Origin of the sequence: Pseudomonas sp. D1-1, from assembly GCF_051132225.1 — a bacterium.
Lineage (GTDB): Bacteria > Pseudomonadota > Gammaproteobacteria > Pseudomonadales > Pseudomonadaceae > Aquipseudomonas.
In genome coordinates, this window is record NZ_CP071676.1 from 1780380 (window position 1) to 1804280 (window position 23901).

The 23901-nt window shown below is 61.1% G+C and carries 25 protein-coding genes; 21 read left to right on the top strand and 4 right to left on the bottom strand.

Annotation, left to right across the window (positions count from 1 at the left end; genetic code table 11):
- Position 1 precedes the first annotated feature (1 nt).
- From mltG to araH, 15 genes are all read left to right on the top strand, one after another.
- The gene (gene mltG, locus J3P86_RS08075; protein ID WP_434699873.1) at positions 2-1174 is read left to right on the top strand and encodes an endolytic transglycosylase MltG; all 1173 of its coding nucleotides are present in this window, start codon (positions 2-4) and stop codon (positions 1172-1174) included.
- 19 nt (positions 1175-1193) lie between these two features.
- Positions 1194-1826: a dTMP kinase gene (tmk, locus tag J3P86_RS08080; RefSeq protein WP_434625158.1), complete on the top strand. Its 633-nt coding sequence runs from the start codon at positions 1194-1196 to the stop codon at positions 1824-1826.
- On the top strand, positions 1819-2805 hold the full coding sequence (locus tag J3P86_RS08085) for a DNA polymerase III subunit delta' (protein WP_434699874.1): 987 nt from the start codon (positions 1819-1821) through the stop codon (positions 2803-2805). The genes tmk and J3P86_RS08085 overlap by 8 nt, the downstream gene beginning before the upstream one ends.
- A 40-nt stretch (positions 2806-2845) precedes the next feature.
- Complete coding sequence (locus J3P86_RS08090; protein ID WP_305496049.1) at positions 2846-3202, top strand: PilZ domain-containing protein; 357 nt, start codon at positions 2846-2848, stop codon at positions 3200-3202.
- A gap of 11 nt (positions 3203-3213) precedes the next feature.
- Positions 3214-4008 (top strand): TatD family hydrolase, encoded by a 795-nt coding sequence (locus J3P86_RS08095; RefSeq protein ID WP_434699875.1) that lies wholly within the window; start codon positions 3214-3216, stop codon positions 4006-4008.
- A gap of 383 nt (positions 4009-4391) precedes the next feature.
- Positions 4392-5030: a TetR/AcrR family transcriptional regulator gene (locus tag J3P86_RS08100; RefSeq protein ID WP_003204240.1), complete on the top strand. Its 639-nt coding sequence runs from the start codon at positions 4392-4394 to the stop codon at positions 5028-5030.
- A 137-nt stretch (positions 5031-5167) separates the two neighbouring features.
- Positions 5168-6136, top strand: coding sequence for a GTP 3',8-cyclase MoaA (locus tag J3P86_RS08105; protein WP_305496047.1), 969 nt, complete (start codon positions 5168-5170; stop codon positions 6134-6136).
- Between the two features lie 136 nt (positions 6137-6272).
- A complete protein-coding gene (locus J3P86_RS08110; RefSeq protein ID WP_434569347.1) occupies positions 6273-6878 on the top strand; it encodes a DUF4823 domain-containing protein in 606 nt (201 codons plus the stop codon).
- A gap of 16 nt (positions 6879-6894) precedes the next feature.
- Complete coding sequence (locus J3P86_RS08115; protein WP_434699876.1) at positions 6895-7461, top strand: DUF1285 domain-containing protein; 567 nt, start codon at positions 6895-6897, stop codon at positions 7459-7461.
- 178 nt (positions 7462-7639) lie between these two features.
- Positions 7640-8386 carry a FadR/GntR family transcriptional regulator gene (locus J3P86_RS08120; protein WP_305496044.1) on the top strand — a complete coding sequence of 249 codons (747 nt, stop codon included), beginning with the start codon at positions 7640-7642 and terminating at the stop codon, positions 8384-8386.
- On the top strand, positions 8383-9258 hold the full coding sequence (locus J3P86_RS08125; RefSeq protein ID WP_434569345.1) for an SMP-30/gluconolactonase/LRE family protein: 876 nt from the start codon (positions 8383-8385) through the stop codon (positions 9256-9258). Before J3P86_RS08120 ends, J3P86_RS08125 begins: the two co-directional genes overlap by 4 nt.
- Positions 9259-9495: 237 nt before the next feature.
- Positions 9496-10314 (top strand): SDR family oxidoreductase, encoded by an 819-nt coding sequence (locus tag J3P86_RS08130; protein ID WP_434625149.1) that lies wholly within the window; start codon positions 9496-9498, stop codon positions 10312-10314.
- A 174-nt stretch (positions 10315-10488) separates the two neighbouring features.
- Positions 10489-11493 (top strand): substrate-binding domain-containing protein, encoded by a 1005-nt coding sequence (locus J3P86_RS08135; RefSeq protein ID WP_434625147.1) that lies wholly within the window; start codon positions 10489-10491, stop codon positions 11491-11493.
- A gap of 75 nt (positions 11494-11568) precedes the next feature.
- Positions 11569-13113, top strand: coding sequence for an L-arabinose ABC transporter ATP-binding protein AraG (gene araG, locus J3P86_RS08140; RefSeq protein WP_434699878.1), 1545 nt, complete (start codon positions 11569-11571; stop codon positions 13111-13113).
- 9 nt (positions 13114-13122) lie between these two features.
- Positions 13123-14091 carry an L-arabinose ABC transporter permease AraH gene (araH, locus tag J3P86_RS08145; RefSeq protein WP_305496039.1) on the top strand — a complete coding sequence of 323 codons (969 nt, stop codon included), beginning with the start codon at positions 13123-13125 and terminating at the stop codon, positions 14089-14091.
- A gap of 540 nt (positions 14092-14631) precedes the next feature.
- Here araH and J3P86_RS08150 read toward each other — a convergent pair.
- Both J3P86_RS08150 and J3P86_RS08155 read right to left on the bottom strand, forming a co-directional pair.
- Positions 14632-15012, bottom strand: coding sequence for a Rho termination factor N-terminal domain-containing protein (locus J3P86_RS08150; RefSeq protein ID WP_434625143.1), 381 nt, complete (start codon positions 15010-15012; stop codon positions 14632-14634).
- Between the two features lie 47 nt (positions 15013-15059).
- The gene (locus tag J3P86_RS08155; protein WP_434625141.1) at positions 15060-15401 is read right to left on the bottom strand and encodes a hypothetical protein; all 342 of its coding nucleotides are present in this window, start codon (positions 15399-15401) and stop codon (positions 15060-15062) included.
- A gap of 166 nt (positions 15402-15567) precedes the next feature.
- Here J3P86_RS08155 and J3P86_RS08160 point away from each other — a divergent pair, with 166 nt between their 5' ends.
- Positions 15568-16050, top strand: coding sequence for a GNAT family N-acetyltransferase (locus J3P86_RS08160; RefSeq protein WP_305496036.1), 483 nt, complete (start codon positions 15568-15570; stop codon positions 16048-16050).
- A gap of 3 nt (positions 16051-16053) precedes the next feature.
- Here the strand turns inward: J3P86_RS08160 and J3P86_RS08165 are convergent, their stop codons facing one another.
- A complete protein-coding gene (locus tag J3P86_RS08165) occupies positions 16054-16686 on the bottom strand; it encodes a glutathione S-transferase family protein (protein ID WP_434625139.1) in 633 nt (210 codons plus the stop codon).
- Between the two features lie 184 nt (positions 16687-16870).
- Between J3P86_RS08165 and J3P86_RS08170 the strand changes: the two genes are divergently transcribed.
- The 5 genes from J3P86_RS08170 to J3P86_RS08190 all read left to right on the top strand — a co-directional run bounded on the left by J3P86_RS08170 (position 16871) and on the right by J3P86_RS08190 (position 22057).
- The gene (locus J3P86_RS08170; RefSeq protein ID WP_434625137.1) at positions 16871-17854 is read left to right on the top strand and encodes a 2-dehydro-3-deoxygalactonokinase; all 984 of its coding nucleotides are present in this window, start codon (positions 16871-16873) and stop codon (positions 17852-17854) included.
- 19 nt (positions 17855-17873) lie between these two features.
- Positions 17874-18494, top strand: coding sequence for a 2-dehydro-3-deoxy-6-phosphogalactonate aldolase (locus tag J3P86_RS08175; RefSeq protein ID WP_434625135.1), 621 nt, complete (start codon positions 17874-17876; stop codon positions 18492-18494).
- 49 nt (positions 18495-18543) lie between these two features.
- Complete coding sequence (gene dgoD / locus J3P86_RS08180; protein ID WP_003179439.1) at positions 18544-19692, top strand: galactonate dehydratase; 1149 nt, start codon at positions 18544-18546, stop codon at positions 19690-19692.
- Between the two features lie 190 nt (positions 19693-19882).
- Entirely contained in the window at positions 19883-21193 is a 1311-nt protein-coding gene (locus J3P86_RS08185) for an MFS transporter (protein ID WP_305496032.1), read from the top strand.
- A gap of 60 nt (positions 21194-21253) precedes the next feature.
- Positions 21254-22057, top strand: a complete 804-nt coding sequence (locus J3P86_RS08190) for an IclR family transcriptional regulator (RefSeq protein ID WP_013693986.1) — start codon at positions 21254-21256, stop codon at positions 22055-22057.
- An 88-nt stretch (positions 22058-22145) separates the two neighbouring features.
- Here the strand turns inward: J3P86_RS08190 and J3P86_RS08195 are convergent, their stop codons facing one another.
- Positions 22146-23810: an electron transfer flavoprotein-ubiquinone oxidoreductase gene (locus tag J3P86_RS08195; protein ID WP_434625132.1), complete on the bottom strand. Its 1665-nt coding sequence runs from the start codon at positions 23808-23810 to the stop codon at positions 22146-22148.
- Positions 23811-23901: the final 91 nt, after the last annotated feature.

Below are 23901 nucleotides of genomic sequence, written 5' to 3' on the forward strand. Positions count from 1 at the left end.
CGTGAGACGTAAATTCTTGCTGCTGCTGGAAGTCGGACTGGTTCTGGCAGGGCTGTTGCTGGGCGCTTCGGCGTGGAAAATTCACTCGGCGCTGCAGCAGCCGTTGAACATCACCCAGGAAGAACTGCTTGACGTACCCAGCGGCACCACGCCGACCGGGACGCTCAATCGCCTGGAAGCCGATGGCCTGATCAAGGATGCATTCTGGCTGCGGGTGTACTGGCGCTTCAACCTCGCCGGCCAACCCCTGCACTCCGGCGAATACCGGATGGTCCCAGGGATGACGATGGACGGCCTGATCGGTGTCTGGAAGCGTGGTGACGTGGTGCAATACAGCGTCACGCTGGTGGAGGGCTGGAATTTCCGTCAGGTTCGCGCAGCGCTGGCCAAGGATGAGAAGCTCCAGCAGACCCTCGCCGGCCTGAGCGACAGTCAGGTGATGGACCGTCTTGGTCATTCCGGGATATTTCCCGAAGGCCGGTTCTTCCCGGATACCTATCGGTTCGTGCGCGGTACGTCGGATACCGATCTGCTGAAGAAGGCCTACGATCGGCTGGAAGAGGTGCTCGCCAAGGAGTGGGCGCAACGAGCCGCCGACGTGCCTTACACCCAGCCCTACCAAGCATTGATCATGGCTTCCCTGATCGAGAAGGAGACCGGCGTGCCCCAGGAGCGTGGCCAGATCGCCGGGGTGTTCGTGCGCCGCTTGCGCCTGGGCATGTTGTTGCAGACCGATCCCACCGTAATCTATGGCCTGGGGGAGCGCTACACCGGCAAGCTCACCCGTGCCCATCTGAAAGAACCGAATCCCTACAACACCTATCTGGTTCCAGGGCTGCCGCCGACGCCGATCGCGATGGTCGGGCGCGAGGCGATTCATGCGGCGTTGAACCCGGCGGACGGCAACAGCCTTTATTTCGTGGCCCGGGGCGATGGCAGCCATGTGTTTTCCGATGACCTGGAAACGCACAATAACGCGGTGCGCGAATACCAACTCAAGCGCCGCGCCGATTATCGTTCGAGCCCGGCCCCGGTTGCGCCGGACGATGTGGCGCCGATTCCCGCCGCTTCACCTGATACGGCGCCTGAAGCCGTGCCCCAGGTGCCGCCTCAGGAGCCCGCGCCGCAACCTGCCCCCGAACCGAATGCCAGCGAGCCGCCGAGCCCGCAATGACTCTGATTAAGGATCGCCCGTGACTGGCTTGTTTATAACCCTGGAAGGCCCCGAAGGCGCCGGCAAGAGCACCAACCGCGAATACCTCGCCGAACGTTTGCGGGCTGAAGGCATCGAGGTGGTGCTGACCCGTGAGCCGGGCGGCACGCCATTGGCCGAGAGGATTCGCGAGGTGCTGCTGGCACCCCTTGACGAGGTCATGAACCCCGACACCGAGCTGTTGCTGGTTTTCGCTGCCCGGGCGCAACATCTGGCCGAGGTGATCCGCCCGGCGCTGGCCCGTGGTGCGGTGGTGCTGTGTGATCGCTTCACCGATTCGACCTATGCCTACCAGGGGGGCGGCCGGGGCTTGTCCCTTGAGCGTATCGCCGCGTTGGAAACCTTTGTCCAGGCGGACCTGCGGCCAGACCTGACTCTGGTGTTCGACTTGCCGGTGGACATCGGTCTGGCCCGCGCCAGCGCCCGGGGTCGGCTTGATCGCTTCGAGCTGGAAGGGCAGGCCTTCTTCAACGCCGTGCGCAATGCCTTCCTGGAGCGTGCCCAGGCTGATCCGGCGCGTTACCTGCTGATCGACGCCGCCCAACCGCTGGCACAGGTCCAGCAATCGCTGGATGGTCTGCTGCCGCGTCTGCTGGAGCGTGCCCGTGGCTGAAGCCTATCCGTGGCAGGACAGCCTCTGGCAGCAATTGGCCGGGCGTGCCCAGCATGCCCATGCCTACCTGCTGCACGGTCCGGCCGGGATCGGCAAGCGGGCGCTGGCCGAACGCCTGATGGCGAGCCTGTTGTGCCAGGCCCCGGTGGCCGCGGGCGCCTGCGGCGAATGCAAGTCCTGCCTGCTGCTCAAGGCCGGTAGCCATCCAGACAATTACGTGCTGGAGCCTGAAGAGGCGGACAAGGCGATCAAGGTCGACCAGGTCCGGGACCTTGTGAGTTTCGTCGTCCAGACCGCGCAGATGGGCGGGCGCAAGGTCGTGTTGATCGAACCGGTGGAGTCGATGAACATCAACGCTGCCAATGCCTTGCTCAAGAGTCTCGAAGAGCCTTCCGGGAATACCGTCCTGCTGTTGGTCAGCCACCAGCCGAGTCGGTTGTTGCCGACCATCAAGAGCCGTTGCGTGCAGCAGGCTTGTCCGCTGCCCAGCGAGGCCATGAGCCTGCAGTGGCTGGGCCAGGCCTTGCCTGACAGCAGCGATGAGGAGCGTGTCGAGCTGCTGACCCTGGCCGCCGGTTCGCCACTGGCGGCCGTCAGCCTCCAGGCCCAGGGCGTGCGTGAGCAGCGGGCACTGGTAGTGGACGGCGTCAAGAAGCTGCTCAAGCAACAGCAGTCGCCGACGCAACTGGCCGAGGGCTGGAACGCCATTCCGTTGCTGCTGCTGTTCGACTGGTTCTGCGACTGGTCGAGCCTGATCCTGCGTTATCAGCTCACCGAGGACGAGGCTGGGCTGGGACTGGCGGACATGCGCAAGGTGGTCCAGTACCTGGCGCAAAAAAGCAGCCAGGACAAAATCCTGAACATTCAGGACTGGATCCTTGCCCAACGCCAGAAGGTGCTGAGCAAGGCCAACCTCAATCGCGTCCTGTTGCTGGAGGCGCTGTTGGTGCAATGGGCAAGTTTGCCTGGTCGTAACTGACAGGCACACTAAACTCAGCTCAATTGCAGCGGAGATCAGCATGAACGAACCTGTCAGCCCCGGGCCACGCAATGGCATCCTGTCCCTGACCATCAAGGACAAGTCGGTGCTCTACGCCGCCTACATGCCCTTCATCAGGAATGGCGGCCTGTTTATCCCGACCAACAAGAATTATCGCCTGGGCGATGAGGTGTTCATGCTGTTGAGCCTGATGGACGAACCGGAGAAAATCCCGGTCGCCGGCAAGGTGATCTGGCTCACCCCCAAAGGCGCCCAGGGCAACCGGGCGGCCGGGGTTGGCGTGCAGTTCAACGAAGGCGACAACTCGGCTCGCAATCAGATCGAAACCCACCTGGCCGGAACCCTCAAGTCCGACCGTCCTACCCATACGATGTAGCCTGGCCCCATATGCTTGTAGATTCCCATTGTCACCTTGATCGCCTCGACCTTGCCGCCCATGGCGGTTCGCTGGACGCCGCGCTGGATGCAGCGCGCCAACGAGGCGTCGGGCATTTCCTGTGCATCGGTGTCAGCGCCGATAACGCCGCCGACGTCAAGGTCCTGGCCGACCGTTATGCGGATGTTGATTGTTCGGTGGGTATCCACCCGCTGGACGTACAGCCCGATGCCGCGCCGGCCCTGGACTGGCTGCTGCGCGAGCTCGACCATCCTCGGGTGGTGGCCATTGGCGAGACTGGCCTCGACTATCACTACGAGCCGGAGGCCGCCGAGGTGCAGCAGGCTTCGTTCCGCTTGCACCTGGAAGCGGCTCGTCAGACTGGCAAGCCGGTAATCATCCACACCCGCGGTGCCCGCGCCGATACCCTGGATCTGCTGCGCGACGCGGCGTTGCCCCAGGCGGGCGTGCTGCATTGCTTCACCGAGGACTGGGACATGGCCAAGGCTGCGCTGGACATGGGTTACTACATCTCCCTGTCCGGAATTGTCACGTTTCGCAATGCCGATGCCCTGCGCGACGTCGCCAGCAAAGTGCCGGCAGATCGATTGCTGGTGGAGACCGATTCGCCCTACCTGGCGCCAATACCCTATCGCGGCAAGCCGAACCTTCCTCAGTATGTGCGCGAGGTGGCCGAGTTCCTGGCCATGTTGCGCGGTGAATCCTATGAGCGGTTCGCGCAGCAGACCACGGAAAACTTCAAGCGCCTGTTCCCCCTGGCGCATGTCGGTTCGCCGAGGGCCTGAATCCCGGACAAAAAAAACCCGGGTTCTGGGGGGTGAATCCGGGTTAAGACCATTAGGAGTAAACAAAGGCACTCGGTCCGTTGGTACCTTTATCGGCGTGTCACTTGGGGGAGATGTCACGCCGACAGTTCAAGTATTGATCACTGTGGCGATGCGTCCAGTGTGGTTGCGGCGGTTTTTAAACAAATTTGGAATACGCTCGCTTCGGATAGGTTCTCACTGTCCTTTTAACCTGCCAGTACGGTAGGGTGCCAGGTAAACGGAGGAGTCGGGACTGCACGGTTTCCCACAGAACACTGATCGAAAATGGATGATCCGTGCATTTTTGCGTAATTTAGGCATAATACCCGGCTTCGAATTTTGACCCTTCAGACCTTTTTCTTATGCACAAAGAACCCCGTAAGGTCCGTGAGTTTCGTCGCCGCGAGCAGGAAATTCTCGACACCGCGCTCAAGTTGTTCCTCGACCAGGGTGAAGACAGTGTCACCGTCGAGATGATTGCGGATGCCGTGGGTATCGGCAAAGGCACGATTTATAAACATTTCAAATCCAAGGCCGAGATCTACCTGCGGCTGATGCTCGATTACGAGCGCGATTTGAACGAGTTGTTGCATTCGGCCGATGTGGACAAGGACAAGGAAGCGCTTTCCCGGGCCTATTTCGAGTTCCGCATGCGCGACCCGCAGCGTTACCGCTTGTTCGACCGTCTGGAAGAGAAGGTGGTCAAGGGCAACCAGGTGCCGGAAATGGTCGAGGAGCTGCACAAGATCCGCGCTTCCAACTTCGAACGCCTGACCCTGCTGATCAAGGGCCGGATCAGCGAAGGCAAGCTCGAAGATGTGCCGCCGTATTTCCATTACTGCGCAGCCTGGGCGCTGGTGCATGGCGCCGTGGCGCTGTATCACTCGCCGTTCTGGAGCAATGTGCTTGAAGATCAGGAAGGCTTCTTCCAGTTCCTGATGGACATTGGCGTGCGCATGGGCAACAAGCGCAAGCGCGACACCGACGTCCCGAGCAGTTGAGGCATTCAGCTGTCTGATTGCGCCATGTCTGCTTACATGGCGCATTGCCCGAGGAATATACTCAGGCTTGGGCCTTGCAGAAATCTGATTTTTAGGTCAGGTTTTGCGGGCCCGATTCTTCTTTCGCCGGAGTCATCATGATCGTTGACCGTCAAGGCAGGCGTTTTCGCAATTTGCGGATCAGCCTGACTTCAGCCTGCAACTATGCCTGTACCTACTGCGTGCCAGACGGCAAGCGGCTGGTGGCTGCGCAGGATGAACTGTCGGCCGAGGCCATGGCGCGGGGCGTGGCCTATCTGATCGAAGCCGCCGGCATCGAGCGGTTGCGCATCACCGGTGGAGAGCCACTGGTCAGCCCCAAGCTGGAAAGCTTCATGACGGCGGTGGGGCAGATGGGGCTGCAGGACATCAGTCTGACCACCAATGGTCAACTGCTGGCAAAGAAGCTGCCGCTGCTGGTCAACGCCGGTATCCGCCGTATCAACGTCTCCCTCGACACCCTGGACCCCGTGGCGTTTCGCAGCATTGCCCGTGGTGGTGACCTGGCGACTGTGCTGGACGGCATGGAGCAGGCCCGGGCGGCGGGAATGAAGATCAAGGTCAACATGGTGCCGTTGCGCGGGCAGAACCTGGACCAGGTGATGCCATTGCTCCAGTACTGCCTGGAGCGTGGTTATGAGTTGCGTTTCATCGAGTTGATGCGCATGGGCCACCTGGCCAAGGACTCCAATGCGTTCCTTCAACAGTTCGTCAGCCTCCAGCAGTTGCTGGGCCTGATTGGCGACCAGTACGAATATCTGCAGGCCGATGCGCCGATCGATGCCACGGCCGTGCGTTACGAGATTCCGGGGTTGGGGCATTTCGGTGTGATTGCCAACGAAAGCGTGCCGTTCTGCCGCACCTGTTCGCGGCTGCGGCTGTCTTCCACGGGCTGGTTGCATGGCTGCCTGTCGTCGAGTAACCGTCACTACGTTGGCGATCTGTTGGACAAACCGCGTCACCAGGCATTGCCGGCGCTCCAGCGGCTGTTGGTCAAGGCCTTGGGGGACAAGCAGGAAGTGGCGTTCTCCGGTGGTGCGACGATCATGAAAATCATCGGCGGCTGAACAGCGGCTTTTTTGTGGTGACGGAGCAAGCTCCCCCTACCACAGACATTCCAAACCGGATATTTGTCGAGCTGGCGCAAAAGCTGCATCCCATGGCCATTCGCCGGTTTTCCGTCACCGGTTTTTGGAGGATAGGATGCGTAGCCTGTTTTTGCTGCTGGCCGTTTTGACGCTGGGTGGCTGCATGAATGTCAGCGACATGGGGGAGGGCGTTCGTTATCACATGAGCGACGCCGGCCTGCTGGACCATAGCGACAGCCGTCGGGTGAACAACCTGCGCATTCAGCCGGATTCCTTCATCTACATTGCCCAGGGTGCTTTTGCTCCGCCAGGCAGCGCTTATCCGCGGCCCAATGTCGTGGCTGAAGAAGCGTTCAACGGTTTCATCGAGTATTTCCCCATGGTTCGTCGCGCCCGGGTCCCGGAAGGCCTCGACCAGGCGATGGGCGAAGCGCGGGCCGCCGGTGCTCATTACTTGCTGTATACCCGGTTCGCCAAGGCGGACAACCGCATCGGCAACACCGACGAATGGCTGGACGAAGAAGCCGTGGATCGACTGGGTGTCGATACCGGTGTCATTCAGATCATGTTGATCGAGACCAGCACCCAGTATTTGATTGATACTGCGCGTATCAAAAGTCGTGGCGGTTTACTGACGTTGCACGACAAACAGCCAGAAGACTTGATCGCCGCCCCACTGCGTGAATATGCCCGCACCTTGCTGGGGATAAGCGACCAGTAAAATTCAAGGAGTCACCATGAGCGGACCGCAAAAAGCCAATGACCTGCTGGGACAGATCCCGAAGACCAAAGGCCTGCCGCCGGTCCACTTGTGGAACCCCGACTTCTGCGGCGACATCGACATGCGCATCGCCCGTGATGGCACCTGGTATTACCTGGGCACGCCGATCGGGCGCAAGCCGATGGTCAAGCTGTTCTCCACCATCATTCGCCGCGACGGCGATGATTATTTCCTGATCACCCCTGTGGAAAAAGTCGGCATCAAAGTCGACGACGCCCCGTTCGTGGCCGTGACCCTTGAGGTCGAGGGGGAGGGGGAGGGGGAGGGGCAGTTGTTGCGCTTTACTACCAATGTCGAGGAAACCACCGAAGCCGGCCCCGATCATCCGATGCGGGTGGTCATCGACCCCCGGACCCAGGAGCCTGCGCCGTACGTGCATGTGCGCAGCAATCTCGAAGCGCTGATTCATCGCAACGTGTTCTATCAACTGGTGGAGCTGGCGGTGAGTCGCGAGATCGATGGTCAGCGCTGGCTGGGCGTGTGGAGCGGCGGCGTGTTTTTCCCCATCGGCCTTGAGCCCTGAATCCTGCGTGGGAGCGAGCCTGCTCGCGAAAGCGGCAGCATAGTCGACACCTTTTTATGCAGACCCACCGCTTTCGCGAGCAAGCCCGCTCCCACAGTGGTTATGCAAAATTCAAATTGACACCCAATCATATGATGATTAGCGTGGGCGCCTGATAAGAAAAGCCCACGGGGTAGTCATGTCCAGCAGTTTTCACGCGTCGACCGTCGATTGGCTGGGTGGCTGGATTGCCGCCGGCCAGGTCAAGCCTGGGCAAACCATCAAGGTCGAGGCAGATCTGGGCGAGCAACTGGGCGTCAGCCGCACGGTGATCCGTGAGGCAATCAAGACGCTGGTGGCCAAAGGCATGTTGGAAGTCGGCCCGAAAGTCGGCACGCGGGTACTGCCGGTGCGCCGCTGGAACCTGTTCGACCCGCAGGTGGTTGGCTGGCTGTCACGCAGCGGCCTGCCGGAAAACTTCGTCGACGACCTGCTGGACCTGCGGCGCACCATCGAACCGATGGCGGTGCGCTGGGCCTGCGAACGGGCGACGGCTGATCAGGTGCAGGCGATCCGCCTGGCTTATCATGCGCTGGAGCGGGCGGTGGACAGCGGCGCCGATTACAACCTTGCCGACCAGTTTTTCCACGAATGCATTCTCGCCGCCAGCCACAATCAATTCATCGAGCAGATGGTCCCGGCCCTGGGCGCGTTGCTGGCGGTCTCGTTCGAGGTGTCGGCGGCCGATCCGGACGAATTGCGGCGCACCTTGCCGATCCACAAGGATATCGCCGAAGCCATCGCCGAGCGCGACGCGGCGCGCGGCGTCTGGGCCTGCATGACCCTGATCGACAACGCTGACCTGGCCATCAAGCGCTTTTACCCCGACGTCATGGCCGGTCGAACAGACAATACCGGGCGAGCCGGGAACGGGAGGTTGCAATGAACTGGACGGCTGTGACGGAACATCGGGCGAAACTGGGCGAGGGACCGTTCTGGGACGAGCCGACCCAGGCGCTGTATTGGGTAGATATCGCCGGCAAGCAGGCGCTGCGGCTGATCGGCGCCAATGTACAGATCTGGCAGATGCCCGAACACGTTTCCGCCTTCATCCCGACCCAGAGCGGCGATGCGTTGGTGACATTGAGCAGTGGCGTCTATCGACTGGACCTGGATTCGCCTGGGCTGGAGCCGCGCCTGAAGTTGCTGTGCATGGCCGATCCCCAGCCCGGCAATCGTGCCAACGAAGCGCGCTGTGATGCGCTGGGCCAGCTTTGGCTGGGCACCATGCAAAACAATATCGGAGAAGAGGGCGAGGACCTGCCCATCGAGCGACGTTCCGGCGGCCTGTTCCGTGTCGGCGGCGATGGCCGGGTGATGCCCCTGCTGCGCGGGCTGGGCATTCCAAACACGCTGCTATGGAGCCCCGATGGCACGACGGTGTATTTCGGTGAGAGCCTCGATGGCACGCTCTATCGGCACTTCATCTACCCCGACGGCAAACTCGCGCCCGCGGAGGTCTGGTTCGGCCCCCATTCCCGTGGCGGGCCGGACGGTTCGGCGATGGATGCGCAAGGTTACATCTGGAATGCTCGCTGGGATGGCAGTTGCCTGCTGCGGCTGCATCCGGACGGCCACGTCGATCGGGTGATCGAGTTACCGGTCAGCCGTCCCACCAGTTGTGTATTCGGTGGAGACGACCTGCGGACGCTGTACATCACCAGTGCGCAAAGTCCGCTTGGGCATCCGCTGGACGGTGCGGTGCTGTCGATGCGAGTGGACGTTCCGGGTGTGGCTTGTACGAGGTTTGCTGGCTAGATCCCAAAATATGGGATGTAAATATATATATTGAGATTATTTGGCGGTCGGGTTTATAGTCGGCTGCATCAGCAATACGCACTCACACTTAAAAAAACAAAACAGGTGAAGCGATGCATCGAATTTCCCCCGAACGCCCCAGCGGCGTTCGCCAGCTACTGTCGGTTATGCAGTCTCTAGACCGGTCCCCCGTGGGTGTCCGGTTTTTCTCGTGTCTTGCCGCGGGAGCCCAGGTTCATGGCTGAAGCGCTTTGCTTGCCACCGGTGCCGGAGCCGCCGCAGGGCGAACGGTTGAAAGGCAAGGTCGTGCTGCTGACGGGTGCTGCCCAGGGCATTGGCGAGGCAATCGTTGCTGCGTTTGCTTCCCAACAGGCGCGGCTGGTCATCAGCGACATCCAGGCTGAAAAAGTCGAGGCCGTCGCCGCCCATTGGCGTGGGCGCGGTGGGGATGTACAAGCACTCAAGGTCGATGTTTCAAGCCAGCAGGACCTGCACGCCATGGCCCGGCGAGCGGTTGAACTGCATGGTCGCATCGACGTATTGGTGAACTGCGCTGGCGTCAATGTGTTCCGCGATCCGCTGGAAATGACCGAGGAAGACTGGCGCCGTTGCTTCGCCATCGACCTGGACGGTGCCTGGTATGGCTGCAAGGCCGTATTGCCACAGATGATCGAGCAGGGCGTGGGCAGCATCATCAATATCGCGTCGACCCATTCGTCCCACATCATTCCCGGCTGTTTCCCTTACCCGGTGGCCAAGCATGGCCTGCTCGGGCTGACCCGTGCCCTGGGCATCGAATACGCCCCCCAAGGCGTGCGGGTGAATGCCATTGCGCCGGGCTACATCGAGACCCAGCTGAATATCGATTACTGGAATGGCTTCACCGATCCACGGGCCGAACGCCAGCGTGCGCTGGATCTGCACCCGCCACGGCGTATCGGCCAGCCGATCGAAGTGGCAATGACGGCGGTGTTTCTGGCCAGTGACGAAGCACCTTTCATCAACGCTTCATGCATCACCATTGATGGTGGACGTTCGGTCATGTACCACGACTGAATATTTCTGGATTGCAGTGGGAAACTTCGCCTGTAATCCAATCATCATACGATATGACTATTTAGACCTATGCTGTGCAGTAACACGATTTGACCGGCCAGCCTGCGCATTTCCACCAACGTGGAGCAGATCCCTGGACGTTTGGCTTTCAATAAAAAAAACAAGGAGTCAGCTATGAAACATCGTCGTGGGATCCGTTCCCTGTGTCGCGCCGCCCTGGCGGTTACCGCGTTCAGTCTCAGCAGCCACCTGCTGGCGGCCGATGCGGTGAAAATCGGTTTCCTGGTCAAGCAGGCCGAGGAGCCCTGGTTCCAGACCGAATGGGCATTCGCCGAGAAGGCGGCCAAGGACAAAGGCTTCCAGTTGATCAAGATCGCCGTGCCTGACGGCGAGAAAACCCTCTCCGCTATCGACAGCCTGGCCGCCAACGGTGCCAAGGGCTTTGTGATCTGCCCGCCGGACGTGTCCCTGGGCCCGGCCATCATGGCCAAGGCCAAGCTCAACGACCTCAAGGTGATCGCCGTGGACGACCGTTTCGTCGACGCCAGCGGAAAATTCATGGAAGACGTGCCGTACCTGGGCATGGCCGCGTTCGAGGTTGGCCAGAAACAAGGCGCCGCGATGGCTGCCGAAGCGAAAAAACGCGACTGGGACTGGAAAGACACCTACGCGGTGATCAACACCTTCAACGAGCTGGACACCGGTAAGAAACGCACCGACGGTTCGGTCGATGCCCTGAAGAAGGCCGGGATGCCGGAAGACCATATCCTGTTCACAGCGCTGAAGACCCTCGACGTGCCGGGCAGCATGGACTCCACCAACTCGGCGTTGGTCAAGCTGCCTAGCGCCGCGAAAAACCTGATCATCGGCGGCATGAATGACAACACCGTGCTGGGTGGCGTGCGCGCTACCGAAGCAGCCGGCTTCAAGGCGGCCAACGTGATCGGTATCGGCATCAACGGCACCGACGCCATCGGCGAGCTGAAGAAACCAAATAGTGGCTTCTTCGGTTCGATGCTGCCAAGCCCGCACATCGAAGGCTACAAGACCGCCGAAATGATGTACGAGTGGATCACCACCGGCAAGGAGCCGCCGAAGTACACCGCCATGGACGAGGTGACGCTGATCACCCGGGAGAACTTCAAGCAGGAACTGGAAAAGATCGGCCTGTGGAATTGACGGCTGGTTGATTCAAAAGCGGCCTTGGTCACAGGCGTGACCGGGCCGCTTGATCTCTGTGAGTTCGAGGTGGTTATGCAAGCGCAAACAGCGACACGGCAACACAACACTGGCGGCAGCTTGCGATTCAACGGGATCGGCAAGACCTTTCCCGGCGTGCAGGCCCTGGCCAATATCAGTTTCGTCGCCCATCCAGGACAGGTTCATGCCTTGATGGGTGAAAACGGCGCGGGCAAGTCCACGTTGCTCAAGATCCTTGGCGGCGCCTATATCCCGAGCAGCGGCGACTTGCAGATCGGTGAGCAGACGATGGCGTTCAAAGGCACCGCCGACAGTATCGCCAGCGGTGTGGCGGTGATTCACCAGGAGCTGCACCTGGTGCCGGAAATGACCGTCGCCGAAAACCTGTTCCTTGGCCATTTGCCGGCGCGTTTCGGCCTGGTCAATCGCGGTGTGCTGCGCCAGCAGGCGTTGGCGCTGCTCAAAGGCCTGGCGGACGAAATCGACCCGCAGGAAAAAGTCGGTCGCCTGTCCCTCGGCCAGCGCCAGTTGGTGGAAATCGCCAAGGCCTTGTCCCGTGGCGCCCACGTCATTGCTTTCGACGAACCGACCAGCAGCCTCTCGGCGCGGGAAATCGACCGTTTGATGGCGATCATCGCCCGCCTGCGGGACGAGGGCAAAGTGGTGTTGTACGTCAGCCACCGCATGGAAGAAGTCTTTCGAATCTGTAATGCGGTGACGGTGTTCAAGGACGGTCGTTATGTCCGGACCTTCGAAAACATGAGCGAGCTGACCCATGATCAACTCGTCACCTGCATGGTCGGTCGTGATATCCAGGACATCTATGACTACCGTCCGCGTGAGCGTGGCGATGTGGCGCTGCAGGTGAAGGGGCTGCTGGGGCCGGGCCTGCGCGAGCCGGTGAGTTTCGAGGTGCACAAGGGTGAAATCCTTGGCCTCTTCGGGCTGGTCGGCGCCGGTCGTACCGAGCTGTTTCGCTTGCTCAGTGGCCTGGAGCGCCAGAGCGAGGGCAGTCTTGTCCTGCACGGCAAGGAACTGAAACTGCGTTCGCCACGGGACGCCATCGCCGCTGGCGTGCTGCTCTGCCCGGAGGACCGCAAGAAGGAAGGCATCATTCCGTTGGGCAGTGTCGGCGAGAACATCAACATCAGCGCGCGTCCGTCCCATTCGACCCTCGGCTGCCTGCTGCGCGGCGAATGGGAGCGGGGCAATGCCGACAAGCAGATCAAGTCGCTGAAAGTGAAGACCCCGGCGGCCAGCCAGAAAATCATGTACCTGTCCGGTGGCAACCAGCAGAAGGCGATCCTCGGGCGTTGGCTGTCGATGCCGATGAAGGTCCTGCTGCTGGACGAGCCGACACGGGGCATCGACATCGGTGCCAAGGCCGAGATCTACCAGATCATCCACAACCTGGCGGCCGATGGCATCGCCGTGATCGTGGTGTCCAGCGACCTGATGGAAGTGATGGGCATTTCCGACCGGATCCTGGTGCTGTGCGAAGGGGCCATGCGCGGCGAGCTGCCGCGTGACCAGGCCAATGAATCCAACCTGCTGCAACTGGCGCTGCCGCGCCAACGCGTTGCCGACGCGGCGAACTGAGAGGTAATCATGACCATTCAAAACAATGCACTGCCAACGGCACGCAAGCCCCTCGACCTGCGCCGCTTCCTCGACGACTGGGTCATGCTGCTGGCGGCCATCGGCATCTTTGTGCTCTGCACCTTGATGATCGACAACTTCCTGTCGCCGCTGAACATGCGGGGCCTGGGCCTGGCGATTTCCACCACCGGCATTGCCGCCTGCACCATGCTTTATTGCCTGGCTTCCGGGCACTTCGACCTGTCGGTGGGCTCGGTGATTGCCTGTGCCGGCGTGGTCGCTGCCGTGGTAATGCGCGACACCAACAGCGTGTTCCTCGGTGTCAGCGCGGCGCTGGTGATGGGCCTGATCGTCGGTCTGATCAACGGCATCGTCATTGCAAAACTACGGGTCAACGCGTTAATCACCACGCTGGCGACGATGCAGATCGTTCGCGGCCTGGCGTATATCTTCGCCAACGGTAAAGCGGTCGGCGTGTCCCAGGAATCGTTCTTCGTGTTCGGCAACGGCCAGCTGTTTGGCGTGCCGGTGCCGATCCTGATCACCATCGTCTGCTTCCTGTTCTTCGGCTGGTTGTTGAACTACACCACCTACGGGCGCAACACCATGGCCATCGGCGGCAACCAGGAAGCGGCGTTGCTGGCGGGGGTGAACGTTGATCGCACCAAGATCATCATCTTTGCCGTGCATGGCGTGATTGGCGCGCTGGCGGGTGTGATCCTGGCGTCGCGCATGACCTCGGGCCAGCCGATGATCGGCCAGGGCTTCGAGCTGACGGTGATCTCGGCCTGTGTATTGGGTGGGGTTTCGCTGAGTGGCGGGATCGGCATGATTCGCCATGTCATTGCCGGTGTACTGATCCTCGCGATCATCGAGAACGCGATGAACCTGAAGAATATCGACACCTTCTACCAGTACGTCATCCGTGGTTCGATCCTGTTGCTGGCGGTGGTGATTGACCGGTTGAAGCAACGCTGAAGATCAGTGGCGACTGATCTACCGCTATCGCGAGCAAGCTCGCTCCCACAGGTTGCGTGCCAGGCCTCATTACCGTGGCACAGCACAGAACCAGTGTGGGAGCGAGCCTGCTCGCGAAGGCATCAGTAGCTCCAACACTTCCTCAGCTGATCCACCGCTATCGCGAGCAGGCTCGCTCCCACAGGTTTTTGTGCCCGGCAAATAAACAACGGCACGCCGCAGATCCCTGTGGGAGCGGGCTTGCCCGCGAAGGCGTCAGCACATCCAACACTTCCTTGGCGGACCCACCGCTTTCGCGAGCAGGCTCGCTCCCACAGGTTTTTGTGCCCGGCATATAAACAACGGCACGCCGCAGATCCCTGTGGGAGCGGGCTTGCCCGCGAAGGCGTCAGCACATCCAACACTTCCTTGGCGGACCCACCGCTTTCGCGAGCAGGCTCGCTCCCACAGGTTGCGTGCCAGGCCTCATTACCGTGGCACAGCACAGAATCAGTGTGGGAGCGAGCCTGCTCGCGAAGGCGTTCTTGCTGACGCCAACAATTACCCGGCCTTGCGCAACGCCTCGACCAACTCCTGCTTGCGCATCTTCGAGCGTCCGGGAATGTTTTTCGCCCGGGCTTCCTTCATCAGGCTGTCCACCGTCTGAGCCTCATGGGAGGCGTTGCTGGTGCGCGGATGGCCTTCACGCGACTTGACGGCGCGCCGGGCCGATTCCTTGCGATCGGATTGCTTGGCCTCGGCGGGTTTTTTCTTGCCGGACCCACCGGAGCGTTCGCCACCCCCGGACTGCTTATTGACGGTCGCCCAGGCCCGAGCTTCGGCCTTGCCCTCCGGCACGCCTTTTTGCTCATAACTCTCTTCGATGTGCTCGGCCTTGCGCTTTTGCTTGTCGGTGTATTTGTCTTTGCTTCCACGAGGCATGAACTGTTCCTCCTCTGGTGTGTGAGCAGAGTCACCTGCGAGCCAGGCTATTGGTTGGCGCCACCTTCCGAACCGGAACCGCCGGTGGTGGTTTTCGAACCCACGCCGGTGTCGGCGTTATCCGGAGCGGTGGAGTCCGGGGTGTTCATGCCACCCTGGCGACCGGTGTCATTACCCTGGACCCGTGGATCGGTGCCCGTGGCGGGCGGCTGGCCATTGTTCAAGGTGCCGCCGGTGCCGTCGGTATTCAGCTTGGGCAAGCCTTGGGTGGCGGGCGAATTCGGTGCCTGTACCGGATCGGTCGGGCCGGTCCCTGAAGTCGTGGCTGCGAAAGCCGCCGAGGACAACAAAGCGGCAAATGTGAACGCAGTCAGCCTGGATCTGATCATGGTGTAGCCTCCATTTTAGGAATGCTTGCCTGATTTTTGGCCGCGCGGGAGCGGGGATGGTGCCTTGAGGGCGACGGACGGTACTGTGAAAGTTGTCTTCAGAAGATGTGACGAGCGCCGCGCAGCGGCTTAGTATGGTGCTTTCATTTGGCTACAAGGCCCGTTCATGTCGATCGAGATCCGTCCTGCGCAACCCAGCGATGCGCCGCAAATCCTTGCCTTCATCACTGAGCTTGCCGATTACGAAAAAGCCCGCCACGAAGTCATCGCCAGCGTTGCCGATATCGAGCGCAGCCTGTTCAGCGAAGGCGCAACCGCCCATGGGTTGATGTGCCTGCGCGATGGCGTGCCGATCGGTTTCGCAGTGTTTTTCTTCAGTTACTCCACTTGGCTGGGCAGCAATTGCCTGTACCTCGAAGACCTCTATATCACTCCCGAACAACGCGGCGGCGGGGCGGGCAAGACGTTGTTGCGGCATCTGGCGAAGATCGCCTGCGACAACGACTGCGGTCGCTTCGAGTGGAGCGTCCTGGATTGGAACACCCCGGCCATCGAGTTCTACAAATCCCTTGGCGCGCAGCCCCAGGAAGAATGGGTGCGCTACCGCATGGATGGCAAGGTACTGCGGGATTTCGCCAACGGCAATTGAGGCTTACGAGTAGGCGCTGGACGCGTACTCGGCAAATCCGGGACGCTGTTCGAGCCGCTTGCAATAAGCGGCCACGGCTGGATAGTCCGGACGCTCCATGGGCGTCTGGCGCCAGCGGTGCGCGGACAGGCCGATAAGCACGTCCGCCAGGGAAAATTTCGCACCGGCCACGTAGGCGCCGGTGTGATTCAACTGATGCTCGAGCAACCCCATTTTCTCGTTCCAGCCTTTAACCCCGGCAGCGATGAGCTGCGGGTCCTGGAAATCCGGATGTTTGCGCACCAACCCATAAAATGCATCCCCCCACGACGGATTGAGCTCCGTGGCTTGCCAGTCCATCCACTGCTCGACGCGCGCGCGGGCGGCAGGTTCTATGGGTAACAGGTCGTCGCGCCCATGCTTGCCCACCAGGTAGCGGCAGATAGTGTTCGACTCCCAGAGCACGCCGTTCTCATCAATGATCACCGGCACCTGGGCGTTGGGGTTGAGGGCCAGGAATGCCGGGTCATGGGTCGACGCAAAGCCGATACCCCAATCTTCGCGTTCGTAAGGGATGTCCAGTTCCTGACAGGTCCAGAGTACTTTTCTGACGTTGATCGAAGAGGTGCGGCCGAGGATCTTCAGTGAGTGTTCCATTTTTTGTCCCTGATGTTTGGCGTCCGGTCAAAAAACGTAGCAGGGTCTCATGCAGATAGCGATGGTTTTGCGGGACGCTTTTATATCCCAATATATGGGAGTGATATTTATATATTGAGATTTTCCAGCGCCCGGGTTTATAGTCCGCTTCACTCACTGCCAATAAACAAAACAGGTGAAGCGGATGCAGGCGCAATTGATAGCGCTCGATTGGGGTACCACCTCATTACGAGCTTACAAACTTGCCGCTGGAGGCGAGGTGCTCGAACAGCGTTCGCTGTCGTCGGGGATCATGCAGTTGCCGTCCGGGCCGCGCACGGTCGCCGGCCAGGCGTGCAACAACGGTTTCGAACTGGCCTTCGATGAAGCCTGCGGCGACTGGCTCGATGCGCAGCCAGGTTTGCCCGTCATCGCTTGTGGCATGGTCGGCAGCGCCCAGGGCTGGCGTGAAGCGCCTTACTGCGACACGCCGGCAAACGTCGCCAACCTCGGACATTCCCTACAGGTCATCCGCAGTCTTCGCGGAGTCAATGTGCACATTGTGCCGGGAGTGATCCAACGTTCCCGGCTGCCCAATGTCATGCGCGGCGAAGAAACCCAGGTGCTCGGTGCGTTGGCCAGCCTGCCGAACGAAGCGGTGCTGATCGGCCTGCCGGGCAGCCATTCGAAATGGGTGGAAGTGGCCGATGGCTGCATCGTGCATTTCGACACCTTCATGACTGGCGAGATCTTCGCCGTGCTCAGTGACCACAGCATTCTCGGCCGCACCCAGCAACGCGGTGTGGCGTTCGACGGCGCGGCGTTTGATCGTGGCGTGCAGGTAGCGCTGTCGGTAGACGGCCAGATCGGCCCGCTGTCCACGGTATTCAGCGCCCGCAGCCTGGGCTTGACCGGCGAACTCGGTGCCAGCGCCCAGGCCGACTATCTTTCCGGCCTGCTCATCGGCCATGAACTGACCGCCCTGGCCGCCGTGCAGCGGCAGCGACGCAACAGCGTGCATCTGCCAACGGTGGTGCTGATCGGCAACTCTCAACTATGTGCCCGCTATCAACGGGCTCTCGACGCCTGCGGGTTCGCCCGCGTGACCTTGGCCGAACAGGCCACCGAACGCGGGCTGTGGCAACTGGCCGTGGCGGCCGGGCTGCTCGATTCCACCGCATCGCGCTAAACCTCACTGGAGACCTGAAATGCTCACCCAAGCACTGGCGCAAAACGGGCTGATCGCGATCTTGCGCGGCCTACGTCCCGAAGAGGCGGCCGCTATCGGCGAAGTCCTTTATGACGCCGGATTTCGCGTCATCGAAGTACCGCTCAATTCTCCTGAGCCGTACGAAAGTATCCGCATCCTGCGCAGCACGTTGCCCGCCGATTGCCTGATCGGTGCCGGCACCGTGCTCACACCGGAGCAGGTCGAGCAGGTGAAAGCGGCTGGCGGCCAGGTGATCGTCATGCCCCACAGCGATCCAAAGGTGCTGCGCGCGGCGAAAGCGGCGGGCCTGTACCTGTCGCCCGGCGTCGCCACGCCCACCGAAGCCTTCGCCGCGCTGGCCGAGGGTGCTCATGTGTTGAAGATGTTTCCGGCCGAGCAGATGGGCCCGGCAGTGGTGAAGGCCTGGCTTGCGGTGTTGCCGTCCGGGACCGTGCTGGTGCCGGTGGGCGGGATCACGCCGGACAACATGGCGGTGTTCATCGAGGCTGGCGTCAAGGGTTTCGGCCTCGGTTCCGGGCTGTTCAAGCCGGGCCTGACAGTGGACGAAGTGGCGGTGCGCGCCAAGGCCTACGTGGCCGCATGGAACGCTTTGAGCTGAAGACTTTCCCAGCGCCCCGCGCGCTGCATCCGACAAGAGAGACAAGAAGATGAAAATCACCAAGTTGACCACCTTTATCGTTCCGCCGCGCTGGTGCTTCCTCAAGGTCGAGACCGACGAGGGCGTGACGGGTTGGGGCGAGCCGGTGGTCGAAGGCCGTGCCCACACAGTGGCGGCCGCCGTCGAGGAATTGTCCGACTACCTGATCGGCAAAGACCCACGCAACATCGAGGACATCTGGACCGTGCTCTATCGCGGCGGTTTCTACCGCGGTGGTGCCATTCACATGAGCGCGCTGGCCGGTATCGATCAGGCGTTATGGGACATCAAGGGCAAGGCCTTGGGCGTGTCGGTCAGCGATCTGCTGGGTGGCCAGGTGCGCGACAAGATCCGTGTGTATTCGTGGATCGGCGGCGACCGCCCGGCGGACACCGCCCGAGCGGCGAAGGAAGCCGTTGCACGGGGCTTCACTGCGGTGAAGATGAACGGCACCGAGGAGCTGCAATTTCTCGACACGTTTGAAAAAGTCGACCTGGCCCTGGCCAACGTGGCGGCGGTGCGCGATGCGGTCGGGCCGAACGTCGGCATCGGCGTGGACTTCCATGGCCGCGTGCACAAGCCGATGGCCAAGGTGCTGATGAAGGAGCTCGACCCTTACAAGTTGATGTTCATCGAGGAGCCGGTGCTCAGCGAAAACTACGAAGCGCTCAAGGAACTGGCACCCCTGACCAGCACGCCGATCGCCTTGGGCGAACGGTTGTTCTCGCGCTGGGACTTCAAGCGGGTGCTCAGCGAAGGCTACGTGGACATCATCCAGCCGGATGCCTCCCACGCCGGCGGCATCACCGAAACCCGCAAGATCGCCAACATGGCCGAGGCCTATGACGTGGCGCTGGCGTTGCACTGCCCGCTGGGCCCGATCGCGCTGGCGGCGTGCCTGCAGCTGGACGCGGTTTGCTACAACGCGTTCATCCAGGAGCAGAGCCTGGGTATCCATTACAACGAGAGCAACGACTTGCTGGATTACATCAAGGATCCGCAGGTGTTCGACTATGACAAAGGCTTCGTGAAGATCCCCAACGGCCCGGGCCTGGGCATCGAGATCAACGAGGAATACGTCATCGAGCGCGCGGCCATCGGCCACCGCTGGCGCAACCCGATCTGGCGCCATGCCGATGGCAGTTTTGCCGAGTGGTGAGTGAGTTCTGACTTCACCCGGCCCCTTGTGGGAGCGAGCCTGCTCGCGATGGCGATTTGTCTGCGGCACATGAATCAACTGACACACCGTCATCGCGAGCAGGCTCGCTCCCACAGTTTGATCTTCGCAAGCAGGGAGATCTTCTTCGATGCGCCCGTTTCCTCAATAAACATAAAAAGAGGCACCTCACATGCAAGCGCACACCCTGAGCGCGCAGGCGTCGTTGGTGACGCCCAGCCGCAAGCGTTTTTTCATCATGGTCCTGCTGTTCATCACCGTGGTGATCAATTACCTGGACCGCAGCAACCTCTCGATTGCCGCCCCCGCACTGACCAGCGAACTGGGGATCGATCCGATCCATGTCGGGCTGATTTTCTCGGCGTTCGGCTGGACCTACGCCGCCATGCAAATTCCCGGTGGCTGGCTGGTGGACCGCGTGCCGCCACGCATTCTCTACAGCGTGGCGTTGCTGCTGTGGTCGGTGGCCACGGTGATGCTCGGTTTCGCTGCCAGCTTCATCGCGCTGTTTGTCCTGCGCATGGCCGTCGGCGCCCTGGAGGCGCCGGCTTATCCAATCAACAGCCGCGTGGTTACCACTTGGTTTCCCGAGCGTGAACGGGCCACGGCAATCGGTTTTTATACGTCCGGGCAATTTGTCGGCCTGGCATTCCTGACGCCGGTCCTGGCCTGGCTGCAGCATGCCTTCGGCTGGCACATGGTGTTCGTGGTGACCGGTGCCGTCGGCATTCTCTGGGCGGTGATCTGGTACGCGGTGTATCGCGAGCCGCGGGATTTCAAAGGCGCCAACGCCGCTGAAATCGAACTGATCCGCGAAGGGGGCGGGCTGGTGGATATCCAGGCCGAGACGGCCAAGGCCAAGGCGAAATTCAGCTGGACCGACCTTGGGATAGTCCTGACCCAGCGCAAGCTCTGGGGGATTTACCTGGGCCAGTTCTGCCTCAACTCCACGCTGTGGTTCTTCCTGACGTGGTTTCCGACCTACCTGGTGAAATATCGCGGCATGGATTTCATCAAATCCGGCTTGCTGGCGTCGCTGCCGTTCCTCGCGGCGTTTGTCGGCGTGTTGTGTTCCGGGTTCTTTTCCGACTGGCTGATCCGTCGCGGCGCCACGGTGGGGTTCGCGCGCAAGCTGCCGATTATTGGTGGTCTGTTGATTTCCACGGCAATCATCGGCGCCAATTTCGTCGAGTCGACGCCGCTGGTGATTGCATTCCTGGCCCTGGCCTTTTTCGGCAACGGCCTGGCGTCGATCACCTGGTCGCTGGTATCGACTTTGGCGCCGGCACGGCTGTTGGGATTGACCGGTGGGGTGTTCAATTTCATCGGCAACCTGGCGGCCATCGCCACGCCGATCGTCATTGGTTTTCTCGCCAGCGGCGATTCGTTTGCCCCGGCCATCACCTACATCGCCGTTCTGGCGTTGATTGGCGCGCTGTCCTACATCCTGCTGGTCGGGAAAGTCGAGCGCATCGAGTTGTAGTCCCGAGGGGCGGGCGACCATAATGCCGCCCGTTCCCCCGCTCACTGTGAAAGGCCGGATATGCAGCAAGACGATCCAAAAATCACCAAGGACGCCGCGCCTACAGGCACCCAGACATTGCTGCGTGGCCTGGGCGTCGTCCAGGCGGTCGCCAGCGGCGCCCGTGACTTGAAGGAAATCGCCCGGCTGATCGGCACCACTCGCAGCACCACCCATCGCCTCGCCAGTTGCCTGGTGGACGAGCGTTATCTGCGCGTGGTGCCGCAAGTGGGCTATCTGCTGGGGCCGAAGCTGATCGAGCTGGGTTTCCAGGCGCGGGAAGAACTGCCGTTGGTGAGCCTGGCGGGGCCATACCTGGACGAGCTGTCGGCGCTCACCGGAGACACCGTCCACCTGGCGATTCGCGAGGGCGACGAGGTCCTGTACCTGTTGAAAAATCCGGGCCGCAACGGACCGGAAATGCGCTCACGGGTGGGCCACCGCATGCCGCTCGCGCGCACCGGGATCGGCAAGGCACTGATGCTCGATGACTCCCAGGAGCAATGGAAAAGGCTGTACGAGATCAGCCTTCCGGCGGGTGGGAAGAATCAGTTCTGGCCCCAGCATCAGGAGCAATCCTGGGAGCAGTTCCAGCAACGAATGGTGGAATACGTAGCAGGCGGCTATGCCTTCGACCTCGAAGACAACGAACCGTCGATTCGTTGCGTGGCGGCACCGATCCGCGACGCCGGCAAGCGTATCGTCGCCGGTATCAGCATCGCCAGCACCGTGCCGTACATGCCGCTGGAAAAGATGGCCGAGCTGATTCCCTTGGTCAAAGGCGTCACCGCGCGGCTGTCGGCGGAGCTGGGCGCCAAGGTCTGACGGCCGTCACGCATGGTGCTGGGGTGTTTTTTGATGGCGGGCAACAAAAAGGCCCCCATCCGGGAGCCTTGATGTTCAGCGGATCGGCTTACATGTTCGGGTAGGTCGGTCCGCCGGCGCCTTCCGGCGTGACCCAGGTGATGTTCTGTGCAGGGTCCTTGATGTCGCAGGTCTTGCAGTGAACGCAGTTCTGGGCGTTGATCTGGAAGCGCTTCTCACCGTCTTCCTTGGTGATCACTTCATACACGCCGGCCGGGCAGTAGCGCTGGGCCGGTTCGTCGTACAGTGGCAGGTTCTTGCCGATCGGGATGCTCGGGTCGGTCAGCTTCAGGTGGCAAGGCTGTTCTTCTTCATGGTTGGTACCGGAGATGAACACCGAACTGAGCTTGTCGAAGCTGATCTTGCCGTCCGGTTTCGGGTAGTCGATCTTCTTGCAATCGGCCGCCAGTTTCAGGCACGCATAGTCCGGCTTGGTATCGCGCAGGGTGAACGGAATCTTGCCGCCGAAGATGTTCTGGTCGAGCCAGTTGAAGCCGCCGCCGACGATCGCGCCGTATTTGTGGATCGCTGCGCCGAAGTTGCGACTGGCGAAAAGTTCTTCGTACAGCCAGCTGCTCTTGAAGCCATCGACATAGGCGGTCAGTTCGTCACCGCCTTCGGACTCGGCGAACAGGCGATCAGCCACTGCTTCGGCGGCGAGCATGCCCGACTTCATTGCGGTGTGGCTGCCCTTGATCTTGGCGAAGTTCAACGTACCGAGGTCGCAACCGATCAGCGCGCCGCCCTTGAAGACCATTTTCGGCAACGAATTCAGGCCGCCCTTGGCGATGGCGCGAGCACCGTAACTGACGCGCTTGCCACCTTCCAGGTACTGCTTGAGCACCGGGTGATGCTTGAGGCGCTGGAACTCGTCGAACGGCGACAGAAAGGTGTTGCTGTAGGAAAGATCGACGATCAGACCGACCACCACCTGATTGTTTTCCAAGTGATAAAGGAACGAGCCGCCGGTGTTTTCGGTGCCCATGATGTCCAGCGGCCAACCGGCGGTATGCACCACCAGGCCAGGCTGATGCTTGGCCGGGTCGATTTCCCAGATCTCTTTCAGACCGATGCCGTAGTGCTGGGTGTCGGCCTCGCTGTCCAGGTTGAAGCGCTTGATCAGTTGCTTGCCGATGTGACCACGGCAGCCTTCGGCGAACAGCGTGTATTTGCCACGCAGTTCCATGCCGGGCGTGTAGAGGCCTTCCTTCGGGTTGCCTTCACGGTCGACACCCAGGTCGCCGGTGATGATGCCGCGAACCACGCCGTTTTCATCGAACAGCGCTTCCTGGGCGGCGAAGCCAGGGTAGATTTCCACGCCCAGGTTCTCGGCCTGCTGGGCCAGCCAGCGGCACAGGTTGCCCAGGGAAATAATATAGTTGCCTTCGTTGTGCATGGTCTTGGGCACAAAGAAGTCGGGGATTTTGCTCGCCGCCTCGGCGTTTCGCAGGACATAAATGTCATCGCGCACGACCGGCGTGTTCAACGGCGCGCCGAGTTCTTTCCAGTCCGGGAACAGTTCGTTCAAGGCACGCGGTTCGAACACCGCGCCGGAGAGAATGTGCGCACCGACCTCGGAGCCTTTTTCGACCACGCAGACGCTGATTTCCTTACCGGCTTCGGCGGCCTTCTGTTTCAGTCGGCAAGCGGCAGACAGGCCAGCGGGGCCGGCACCGACGATGACCACGTCGAATTCCATGTATTCGCGTTCCACAGGCTATCTCCTACTCAAGGCTCTACAGTTTTTTTCTAATTGGAGGTTTGGCGTTGCATCCGTTATTTCCTTCGCCGAGCGACGAAAGCGA